This window comes from Psychroserpens sp. BH13MA-6 (assembly GCF_052983595.1).
Genome location: NZ_JBRJGE010000004.1, coordinates 445,910 through 457,820, shown reverse-complemented (window position 1 = coordinate 457,820; position 11,911 = coordinate 445,910). Strand labels below are relative to the sequence as shown.

The window sequence follows — 11,911 nt, the reverse complement described above, 5'->3', positions numbered from 1 at the left end:
GAATTTTTCTTACATTTATTAAAATATAAATCGGAAAATCAGTTCGCGCAGCGCACGTTTTCCCTCGGAAATCCAGCCGCAGGCGTGCGCTGCATTCCCGCAACAAACCATACACAATTACGTTACCACACATATGAAAAAAATCCTGTTTGTCACATTAATTCTGTTTGTAAATCTAATTTATAGCCAAACGAAAGGGACTGTACTTGACAGTATATCTCAAGAACCAATTCCCTATGTGAATATTTGGGTTGAAAACGAAAATATTGGAACGACTTCGAACGAAATTGGACAATTCGAGATTAACGAATCTTTAAAAGACAAAACTTTGATTTTTTCCGCAATAGGATTTAAAACAAAAAAAGTAAACTTTAAAGCTAACACAGAAAAAGTACATTTAAGTCCTGAAATAACAGAATTAGAAGAAGTTTTAATCTCAAATAAATTAGGAAAAGAATTAATAGTTGGACAATTCAAGGAGTCAGACATTGATTTAAATATGGCTTGTTGGACTAAACCTTGGATACTGGCAAGATACTTTCCCTATGAAGAAAAATTTAACGAAACACGATTTTTAAAATCAATAAAAATTCGAACCACGAGTGACATTAAAGATGCGAAGTTTAACATTAGGATATATGAAAAAGATGAAAACGGAGAACCCAGTGCTTTTCTTTATGATAAAAATATAATCGGAATTGCTAAAAAAGGTAAAAAACTTACGGAAATTGATTTATCTGAATATGATATTTATTTCCCAAAAGACGGACTTTTTATCGCAATCGAATGGTTGATTATAGAAGAAAACAAATATGAATTTAAAGTAAAGTGGGTTGAAACCAAAAAAAAGGAAAAGAAAACATCTTACGAACCTGCATTTGGAGTTATCCCAAGTGAAACAGGAGAAAATAGTATGATTTACATTTCTGGAAAATGGCAGAAAATTTGGAAAAGTAGAAGTCCGAAAAAATATAAAGATAAATATGGATTACTTGCGATGGAACTAACACTAACTGATTAAAAATACGTGTGGTAACAACGTGTATAGCTCATTGCGGCTGAATTCCTAATCGGAATTCATTGCAATTTACTATCTTTCGGTTACGGCGGAAAATCATAGCTGATTTTCCGCAACGAGCCATACACAATTACGTTAGCTACAATGACCTAAAAACTCACGAAGAAAAATAAAGAACTACAAATGTTAAAAATACTATTCCTACTTTTTATCACATTATTCTTACCTATTGAGAATATTGCACAGGAAAATAAAGTATCTACTGGAAATAAAAATGGAACGCTTATAGCGATTGGTGGAGGAGAAATTGGACACACTAGCATTATGAAAGAATTTCGGAAACTAGCTGGTGGAGATTCCGCAAAAATAGTGGTTATACCAACTGCGTTTGTTAAAGACAATGAAATAGACACATTGTTATTAAAAAGAAACTTCAAAGAATATGGTATACCTAATTTTACTATTCTACATTCAAATGATTCTATAGAGGTAAATACAGATGATTTTGTTAAACCAATTAAAGAAGCCACAGGTATTTATTTTACTGGTGGTAGACATTGGAGAATAGCTGACAGTTATTTAAACACCAGAGTACATAAAGAACTACTTAAATTACTGGACAGAGGTGGCGTGATTGCAGGTTCGTCAGCAGGCGCAACTATTCAAGGTTCCTATTTGGCAAGAGGAGATACAAGAAACAATCAAATAATGATGGGAGACCACGAAATCGGATTCGGATTTATTTCAAATATTGCTATTGACCAACATGTGTTAAGCAGAAATAGACAGTTTGATATGTTTACAATTCTTGAGAATAAACCTGAACTTTTGGGTGTCGGAATTGATGAAAGTACAGCTATTGTAGTCAAAGGAGATATTCTCGAGGTCATCGGAGAAAGTTATGTTATTATCTACGACAAATCATTTTGGTCTATTGAGTCTAATCCATTTGATGAGGATACTCGAAAAAAATTGCCGAATAAAAATCAATTATTCTATTTTTTAAAAAGCGGAGATAGATATAATTTAAGAGATAGAAAAGTCATTCGGAATTGAACATTATGCATAGTCACAGTAGCTAACANAGATAGATATAATTTAAGAGATAGAAAAGTCATTCGGAATTGAACATTATGCATAGTCACAGTAGCTAACAACGTGTATAGTTCATTGCTCGCAATGAACAGCTATTAAAATCCTTAAGTAAAATTCACTATATTTAAACAACGGAAAATTGTGCCAAGTACGCACGTTTTCCTCGGAAATCCAGCCGCACACGTGCGCTGCATTTCCGCTACAAACCATACACTGAGACGTTAGCCACAATTTAAAGTAACATTTCGGCTTTAGATTCGTCACAAGAATAAACAATCGAATAATGCTAAAAAAAATCACTTTCAAAGTTTTAATTATAACAATATTGCTGCTAAATCAAAATTCCATTTTTGGGCAAAAACTTAAAATTGAACCTTATGAATTCATAACAGCTTCAAGCGATACAGTTCAGGCAGAAAGGGGAACATTTATGGTAAAGGAAAATAGAGAAAATTCCTCTTCTGATTCTATTCAATTATCCTTTATAAGATTTAAAAGTACAAATCAAAATCCATCAAATCCAATTGTTTATCTATCTGGTGGACCTGGAGGTTCTGGCTCGGAAACCGCCAAATATGAACGATTTGAACTGTTTATGAAATTACGTGAAGTTGCAGATGTAATCGCATTTGACCAAAGAGGAACAGGAATGTCCGATAGATTAATTGATTGTCCGGTAAAACTCAACATTCCAATGTCCAAACCTTTGACAAAAGATGATTATTTAAAAATAACAACTGACAATTTAAAAAAATGCAAAGCTTTTTGGGATTCTGAAAAAGTTGATTTGTCTGCTTACAACACAACAGAAAGTGCAAAAGATTTAGATGCATTGAGAAAAGTACTTAATGTGAGTAAAATATCACTTTGGGGTATTAGCTATGGTTCACATTTGGGATTTGAATACATAAGGCTTTTTGAAGAGAATATTGACAAAATGGTCTTGGCAAGTTTAGAAAGTCCTGATGAAACTTTAAGGTTACCGTCAAAAACAGATGCTTTTTTAAACGAAATATGCGAGCGTGCAAAAGATAATTATGGAATGAGTCCCAAGTATCCTAATTTAAAAAATAAGATAATCGAAGTTCACAAAAGACTCAAAGAAGAACCTGTAGTTGTGGAAATAGAAGATGACAAAGGAAAAAAAATAAAAGTAGGAATATCTGACTTTGAATTACAAATTGCAATCACAGCAATCTATTTAAGAGACCCTTCTATATCAAATAAAATACCCAAATTATATTCAGAATTGCATAATGGTAATTTTTCTGAAATTGCACCAATGATAAAACTAATAAAGCAATCTATTTCAGAACCTGAAAACCCAATGTCCTTTGCAATGGATATGCATAGTGGTGCGTCCGATACAAGAAAAAAAGAAATCAGAAAACAATTGAAAACTTCATTACTTGGAGATGGTATCAATTATTTGATGTTGGATTGGATAGACGAACTTAATTACTTTCATCTTCCCGAAGAATTCAGAAAACTCAAAGAGAACAATGTAAAGGCATTACTATTGAGTGGAAAAATGGATGGTCGGACTTATCTATCATCTGCTGTTCAGATTGCCAAGTCATTTAAAAACGGACAACATATTATAATCGACAATGCTGGACATAATCTATATATGCTATCACCTGTAATCGGAGATTTAGTACTTGAATTTTTTAAAGGAAAAGAATTAAATATTAGCGAAATAAAACTAAAACCAGTTACATTCGAATAAAAAACTGTGGCTAACACCGTATATAATTTATTGCTAGTTCTAGCCTACTTACGAAAATCCTCGCGGATTTTCTATTCGGTTTGTATTTGCTGAATTAGTTGCTTAAATAACGCAACAAATCATACGCAATTACGTTATACACAATATCTAACAAACCGCAATCTGGACAATTAACATATCGGAATTGACACTATTTAAGAATAATTGTGCAATAAAAGTTTTCAGAAAATTTCGGAACAACTTCAAGTAAGAATATAAAATTTTGCCCAACACATCTGCCAATCACAAAATTTTATACACTTCCTAAATCTTAACTTTTATTCAACTTGAATTTCGCCCATAGCCATCTGATTGCACTTCAATAAAATATCCTGTAACTCGAAACCATCTGATTTTAAGGGGTCGATAGCTTTAACCAAAGTAGTTCTCAATTTGAACAACTCTTCTCGATTATACTTTTTGGACTTTTTGACCAATTGCAATTTTAAAACTGCTTCTTGTTGGTCTTGTTTTGGATTGAACCATCCGTTCAGTTCTGAACATTGGTTACAAGCACCATTTTTATTTACCAACGCACAACGATTATCAAAAATGTCGCTCATTGAACCTCTAGCATTTTGTAAAAGGTACTTCACAGTTCCTTCGCTTTTTTCAAGTATCAAACAAATATCGTTTACTGCAAAATCATAAATATCTTTGAGTATCAAGGCAATTTGATTTTCAATTGGCAAATTTTTGGAAATGCAGGTAAAACAGGTGTCGATATGTTCCTTTATTTCATACTTCCCATATTCAGAAGTTTGTGAAACTTTTACAATTCTGCCCGCTAAATCAGCATTACTTTGAACCAAATTTTTTGCTTGTTCGGAAACATCAGGAACCCATCTTTTTCTACGTTTCAAATAGTTATAAGCAATGCTTGTAGCAATTTGAAAAACCCAAGTTTTTAATGATGCTTCGCCTTTAAAAGTTTCTAGTTTGTCGTAAGCCTTTATAAAAGTATCGTGCGTAATATCTTCTGCATCATTTCTATTTGCCAATAAACGATATAGATATGATTTGAGTTGCGGTTGAAATTCCGCAAACAAAGATTGAAATGCGTTGATGTTTCCATTCAACGCATCCATTAACAAATCTTCATTAGAACTTTTCATTTTATAAAATTAAAAATTATCTGTTGTAAGAATCACTTTTCCCATAGTTTTCCTGTTCTCAATATCCCGATGTGCTTGTTGCGCTTTCGCTAAAGAGTACCGTGTAACATTCACTTCTAATTTTTGCTGTACCAAAAGGCCGATAACAGTTTCCAATGCTTGTTGCCATAAGCCCATTTTATGATTGATAAAGTATGCCAAATTGAAACCTGATTGCGTGATGCTCTTATCAACAAAAAATTCTGGATGAATGCTACCCTGGATACCACTTGCACAGCCAAAGACAATTATCTGTCCACCTTGTATTAGGCACTTCAAACTTTCATTGTAAATATCGCCACCGACCATTTCAAAAACAATATCGACACCTTTGCCCTCTGTAAATTTCTTGACTTCATTTGACCATCCAGGCTTTGAATAATTGACTGTAAAATCAGCACCCAACTTTTTAGAGATTTCCTGCTTTGCATCAGTGCTACTTGCACCTATAACAGTTGCACCATTTAATTTTGCTAATTGTACCAAAAGCGAACCAACGCCACCTGCCGATGCGTTAACAAGAACTGTTTTTCCTTTTACATCTTTAGCAACTTGTGAAATCATTAATTGGGCTGTAGTACCTTGAACGAAAATTGCTGTAGCTTTTTGCGCATCCATTTCAGGTGGTAACGGAACACAATATTGGGCGATAACATTAACGTATTCGGAATATCCACTTGCCTGTGGCAAAATAGCTAAAACCGTTGTGCCAACAGCGTAAGGAATAGTTACACCATCGCCTACTTTGACTATTTCGCCAACAGCTTCAGTACCTAAAACGAATGGCAACGGCGTTTCTTGAAAATACGTGTTCTTTCTTCGAAGTATATCGGAATAGTTGACACCAATTGCTTTAACCTTTACCAAAACCTCACCAGCGTTTGGGATTGGGATTTCGGTTTCTACCAACTCTAAAACATCTGGCGAGCCATAATCTTGCAGCTGGACTTGTTTCATTTTTTCTTTCATCTTGAATATAATTTTGTGGTTTATACTCTTTAGACAATCGAACAGACAGAAACGGATGAAAAAACTTCAATAAATTTAGAGACATCAATAAAATCAACACTTTGCTTACAATTGCCATTCCACACACTTTTACGCCAACGCTAAAACCAACACAAAAAAGAGTGTTCCATTACATTCAGAAAGCAACATTTTGCACGATAACTTTTGAGTTACTTTGTGGTTTGTCCTCAAAAGTGCTGGAATATGGAAATTGGAAAAGTGCTTTACAAAAACCAAGCTGAAAACAAATGGAAAGCACCTATTTCATTGACTTGGGAAATAAAAACTGTGTACAACAACGTGTATAGCTAATTGTGAGTTAAAGAACGCTCGCGGAATTCTAGCGAATTCCACTCTACTCCTATTACGTTTTTTTGCTATCTTACTAAACGAATCACACAACTAGCTATACACGAACACGTTACCTGCAAGCTAAAACCAATCTATGAAAAACATTGCCTTAATTTTTGTCATTTTAATTTTTGCAAGTTGCAATGACAAATCAGAAAAAAATACAGAAAAAGAAAAATCATTTAATCTAACTGGAATAATAGATGGAAATTATTCCGATTACATCTATCTTAGTTATGGAGAGATAAATGATAGTACAAAAGTTGAAAACAACAGTTTTCAATTTAACGGAATGGTTGAAAGACCAATTCAAGGAAGTTTAAAATTAGAAGGGTATACTACAATTGCTCAAATTTATATCGAAAATAGCGACATTTCAATTCAAACACATTACGAAAAAATCATTAATAATAAACAACCATTGAATGTTCTAAAAATAAACGATATTAAAGGCTCTTACTCTGCTAAAATTCAAAACGAATACAAAGAATTTTATCAAGCAAACCAGAACAAAGAAAACTTTAAATTTCTACTTTATGAGAAACTTAAATCCTTTATTGAAAAGAATAAAAATCATCCATTAAGCGGAACAATTTTAGGAGAAAATGCGTTAATAGAAATTGTTTTATCAAAAAATGAGCTTCTTGAACTTTATTCGAAAATTGACACATCTAAACAATATAAAGATGATTTGGAAATGTTTAAAATGGGAATTGCTAACCTTGACAATTATGGTATAAATAATCCATTTCTTAAATTTAATTTACCGAATACAAAAAACAAAGATATTAACATCACTTCGTTTTCAGGAAAAATAACATTAGTTGACTTTTGGGCATCTTGGTGTGCACCTTGCAGAATTAAACATCCTAAATTGAGAGAACTTAAAAAGAAATTTGAGAAAGAAAATTTTGATATTGTAAGCGTTTCGATTGATGATAATAAACCGGATTGGCTTAAAGCTGTAGAAAAAGACAACCTGACTTGGACTAATTTAATCGATATAGAAAAAAAAGTAAATAACGAACTTGGAATTCAAGCAATTCCATTCAATTATCTAATAGATGAGAACGGAATTGTTCTAGGTGTAAACTTGTCGATAATAGAAATTGAAAGAATAGTAAGTGAAAAAGCCAGCAAGTAACACTGTGTATAATTCTTTGCTGTAGATGGCTAAGACGACGATCTTTGTGTACTTTTTATTATATTGTAAATGCGGAAAAATAACAGCGTACTTGACCGCAACAAACCATACACAATTACGTTACCACACATTGAAAAAAAACATCGTTATTCAATGAAAAATCTGATTTTTATTTTAATAGCTGTTTTGAATTTCTCTTGTGTTCAGTCGCAAGAAAATCCCATCGACAGGACAAAAATCAAAGAAGATTTGAACGAAATTTTGACTGATATTTCCCAAAACTATGTTTATCTCAATGAGAAAAATGTGGATTTGGATTGTATCCGAGAACATTATGAAAGCCAAATCGAAAATCTTAATACAGAAGAAGAAACAGTACTTTTTTTCGAGTATTTATTAGATGAGTTTTATGATAGTCATTTGATTTTAAATACAAACCGTAACTCATCATTTCGCTTGTTTTCGCCAATCTACATTAAAATTGAGAACGGAAAAGCAGTAATCTCAAATATTTGGCAAACCCAAATCCAAAATATTGACCAAAATTTAATTGGAGCAGAAATTAAAAAAATCAATGGATTAAGTTTCGACAAAGCAATTGAGCAATTTCCAACGCATTGTAATGACAAAAATTCCAAATTAGTTCGAGAATGGATTGCGAATAAAATTTTGGCAGGTCGTTATAATGAACCACGAGTTTTGAGCTTAAAATTAACCGATAATAAAACCATCGAATTTGATTTGGATAAAATAAAAATCAAGAAAGATGACGGACTTTTAAATACAATTACACAAAACGGAATTGGAATTATTAGATTAAACAATTCGTTAGGGAATAACGGATTGATAAGCGAGTTTGATAAATCGCTCGACCAATTGGAAAACACAAAAGGACTGATAATAGATTTGAGAAATACAGTTGATGGCGGAAATTCTTATGTGGCTCGTGGCATTTTAAGTAGATTTATCAAAGAACAAAAACCATATCAAAAACATTGTACAATTGAAGTATATGATGGAAATACGACAGTCGAAAGAATTTGGGTTGAGTACGTAAGTCCGAGAGGAAGCCAATACAAAAAGCCAGTTGTTATTTTAGTTGGTCGTTGGACTGGAAGTATGGGCGAAGGGCTTGCAATCGGATTTGAAGGAATGGAAAGAGCCGAAATCGTAGGTTCGGAAATGGAAAGATTGGCTGGCGAAATGAACGGATTTTCATTTGTGAATCAAAGATTTGGCTATCGATTATCGACAGCAAAACTTTATCATATTAACGGAACGCCAAGAGAAAAATACGTTCCTACAAATTATGTAAAGCAAACAACCACAGAAAATGACGAAACTCTTGCAAAAGGAATTGAACTGATTAATAAGATTGCCGAATAAAAACGTGTTCCAACACTGTGTATAATTCATTGCGGTTTGAGTCCTTACTCGAACCGCTATTTCATTAAATTAAAGTATCTTACAACCTGAAAAGTAGTTGCATAAATTCCGCTACTGCTCACACAAACACGTTAGGTACAAGCAAAAAGAAAAAAATATGGAATGGATATATGACATAGGTGATCCGATTTGGGAAACGCTAGTAGGAAGTCTCTTAATTTTTATTGTTATCATAGTGATAACTAGAATTATCGGACTAAGATCCTTTGCGAAATTTACTGCGTATGACTTTGCTTTTACAGTGGCTATCGGTAGTATTATATCTTCAACTTTGACATCAAGTACAAGTATTGCACAAGGCTCTGTTGCCATAGCTAGCCTTCTTCTTCTAACATATATATTTTCATCTCTTCAGAAATCTTTCAAATCTTTAAGTTCAATAATTTCAAATAAGCCATTGCTTTTAATGGATGGCAGCGAAATATTGGACGACAACCTTAATTATGCCAGGATCGAGAAATCTCAGTTGATTGCAAAACTCAGAGAAGCAAATGTAATTGACTTTAGTCAGATAAGAGCTGTTGTTTTAGAGTCAACAGGAGACATTTCAGTATTACACACTTCTGACCAAAAAGCAGAACTCAATCATGAATTGTTGAAAGGTGTCAGAAGAAATCCTTAAAATGCGAACTTGCCAGTGCCTTACAGTTTATAGTTTATTGCATGCAATGAACAATTATTAAAAATCTTAAGTTTAATTTACTATATTTAAAACACGGAGGACTTGAACCAAAAGCGCAGGTTTTCCCTCGGAAATCCAGCCGCACGCGTGCGCTACATTTCCGCAACAAATTATACACAATTACGTTAGTCACCATAAGATTAAAAAATGAGAATATCAATCATTATATTTATTCTGACAATTCAAGTAAGTTGTAGAAACACTAATGATACGACTATTAAATCTGAAAATTCTGCCATCACTGAATTAACGAAATGTAACTGCAATAATGAAGCAATCACTAAATATCACATCCTCACTAATAAAGCTGAAATAGCAATTTGTGATGGTGATTTCGATGGAGCATCAAAATATTATTCATTGGCATTTAAAAAAATTAAAAAGCCTTTTGGTCCTGATGTTTATAATGCTGCACTTTCAAATCAACTCTCTAATAATTTAGATGAAAGGAATTTAAACCTTCAACTACTCATAAATAATTCTGATGATTTAAGTTTGCTAAGGTCTATTTTCGTCAATACATATATAGATGAAAACCTCTGGAATGCTTTTATAGAGAAAAGAACGACTGAATATGACTCAAGATTAAGAAATGAATTCAAATCAATTTGGGAAAGAGATCAATTGTTCAGACCAATGTACGATACTCATAATGACACGATTCAAGCTAATCGAAAGATAAATATGAACAGGATTCTTGCAATAACAGATTCTCTTGGTTTCCCCTCTCACATGGAGCTCGGTTATAGAAAATCTCTAAGAGGTCAAAATCATGATGTGGTTTTAGTTCATACATCTCAAAGAAGAAGCGGTGACAAAAGCACAATTGATCTTGAACCAATTCTTTGCAAGGCAGTAAATGAGGGGCGATTTGATCCTGAACAGGCAATTTCTTACATGCATTTCCAAAATGATAAAGATAAAGGAAATTTTGAGGTGTACTCAACTTGGCAATATAGACATCACCTGTTGCCAGATTCTCTAAATAACAAAATATGGCTTCCAAATTTGAATAAGGAAAAATATGAGAGTGCCAACAGAATAAGAAAAAAATGGAATGCTGATCAATTAGATGACATTGCAATAAAATCTGATTTTAATTCAAAAAGCAACATACCGTTCATATTTACATCAGTTATGACATTCATTGAAAATATGTCAACAGATCTTACTCTGGAAGAGGCTTTGGAACAATATAAAATGACTACTTCAGATAAAAGACCTTTTGAAATATCAAAAATACGGTGACTAACAAGGTGTATAAGCAATGGCTATAAGTAATTGCTTCTACTCACCCACTTCTGAAAATCCTCGCGGATAATCAGTTTGGTGCGTACATGCAAAGTTAACCGCTAAATCACGCAAACTTATTGCCGAGACTGTTACAACCAATTTACAAAATAACAATGTTTGGAATATTTAAAAAGAAAAAGAAAATTGAATTTTTATACCCTGATTTAAAACCGGGTGACAGAATTAGGAAAATATTGTCCGAATTTGTTCTTCCTGAATTAGAGCCATTCGGATTTAAATTACTCGCATCGGAATTGACTTTCAAACGTGATATTGGAGATTATCAACACATCATATATTTTCAAAAAACAAGAATGAATAGCGGAAATATAGTCTGCAAATTTATGCCTCACTTAAGCATTGAATCAAATGGATTAAAAAATTATTATAAAGAAAATGGTGTTAAATTTTCTGGAAAACTTATAATTCATACGCGATCAGCCCAATATTTAGAATGCTGGAACAAAGAGCTTTTAGACTATGGATGGTATGATTTAGTTAATTATAATAATTTCAAAGTCGTAGAATCATTAAAAAACAATCTACTTAATTGTGGCATAGAATTCTTTAAACACTCTGAATCAGAAACTGGAATTGTAGATTATATTATGAGTCTAAATTCATATTATCCTGTAGCACCAACACTTTTTGACCTTTGTAAAATGTATAACAAAAAAAACAAAGCAAAAGAAGTATTAAGTTGGTTTAAAAATTTTCAAAAGAATACAGATACAACATTTGACAATACAATTTTAGAATCTATAACTAAAAGAGAATATGAATTAAAAAACTGGTTGTAACAACGTGTTTAACTCGTTGCGAACTGATGGCTAAGTAGACGATTTATTCCTAAAATTACTATCTTAGTCTCAACGGAAAAATTTGAGCGCAACAGCTCGCGTTATTCCCGCGGAACATCAACCGCACACACTTGCAGTAAATCCGCAACATT

10 protein-coding genes are annotated in these 11,911 nt (G+C 32.8%); 8 read left to right on the top strand and 2 right to left on the bottom strand.

Annotated features, from left to right (window positions below; all coding sequences use genetic code 11):
• Window positions 1–133 precede the first annotated feature (133 nt).
• The 3 genes from ACU8DI_RS11180 to ACU8DI_RS11170 all read left to right on the top strand — a co-directional run bounded on the left by ACU8DI_RS11180 (window position 134) and on the right by ACU8DI_RS11170 (window position 3,842).
• On the top strand, window positions 134–1,021 hold the full coding sequence (locus tag ACU8DI_RS11180) for a carboxypeptidase-like regulatory domain-containing protein (protein ID WP_447112861.1): 888 nt from the start codon (window positions 134–136) through the stop codon (window positions 1,019–1,021).
• A 180-nt stretch (window positions 1,022–1,201) separates the two neighbouring features.
• Window positions 1,202–2,074, top strand: coding sequence for a cyanophycinase (locus ACU8DI_RS11175; RefSeq protein ID WP_447112860.1), 873 nt, complete (start codon window positions 1,202–1,204; stop codon window positions 2,072–2,074).
• Between the two features lie 322 nt (window positions 2,075–2,396).
• A complete protein-coding gene (locus ACU8DI_RS11170) occupies window positions 2,397–3,842 on the top strand; it encodes an alpha/beta fold hydrolase (RefSeq protein WP_447112859.1) in 1,446 nt (481 codons plus the stop codon).
• Window positions 3,843–4,159: 317 nt separating this feature from the next.
• Here the strand turns inward: ACU8DI_RS11170 and ACU8DI_RS11165 are convergent, their stop codons facing one another.
• A complete protein-coding gene (locus tag ACU8DI_RS11165; RefSeq protein WP_447112858.1) occupies window positions 4,160–4,996 on the bottom strand; it encodes an RNA polymerase sigma factor in 837 nt (278 codons plus the stop codon).
• 9 nt (window positions 4,997–5,005) lie between these two features.
• Complete coding sequence (locus tag ACU8DI_RS11160; RefSeq protein WP_447112857.1) at window positions 5,006–6,004, bottom strand: quinone oxidoreductase family protein; 999 nt, start codon at window positions 6,002–6,004, stop codon at window positions 5,006–5,008.
• Between the two features lie 484 nt (window positions 6,005–6,488).
• Here ACU8DI_RS11160 and ACU8DI_RS11155 point away from each other — a divergent pair, with 484 nt between their 5' ends.
• From ACU8DI_RS11155 to ACU8DI_RS11135, 5 genes are all read left to right on the top strand, one after another.
• Complete coding sequence (locus ACU8DI_RS11155) at window positions 6,489–7,538, top strand: redoxin family protein (RefSeq protein WP_447112856.1); 1,050 nt, start codon at window positions 6,489–6,491, stop codon at window positions 7,536–7,538.
• A 153-nt stretch (window positions 7,539–7,691) separates the two neighbouring features.
• Window positions 7,692–8,924 (top strand): S41 family peptidase, encoded by a 1,233-nt coding sequence (locus ACU8DI_RS11150; protein ID WP_447112855.1) that lies wholly within the window; start codon window positions 7,692–7,694, stop codon window positions 8,922–8,924.
• Window positions 8,925–9,081: 157 nt separating this feature from the next.
• A complete protein-coding gene (locus ACU8DI_RS11145) occupies window positions 9,082–9,606 on the top strand; it encodes a DUF421 domain-containing protein (RefSeq protein ID WP_447112854.1) in 525 nt (174 codons plus the stop codon).
• A 207-nt stretch (window positions 9,607–9,813) separates the two neighbouring features.
• Entirely contained in the window at window positions 9,814–10,914 is a 1,101-nt protein-coding gene (locus ACU8DI_RS11140) for a hypothetical protein (protein ID WP_447112853.1), read from the top strand.
• Window positions 10,915–11,072: 158 nt separating this feature from the next.
• Window positions 11,073–11,759, top strand: coding sequence for a hypothetical protein (locus tag ACU8DI_RS11135; protein ID WP_447112852.1), 687 nt, complete (start codon window positions 11,073–11,075; stop codon window positions 11,757–11,759).
• Window positions 11,760–11,911 lie beyond the last annotated feature (152 nt).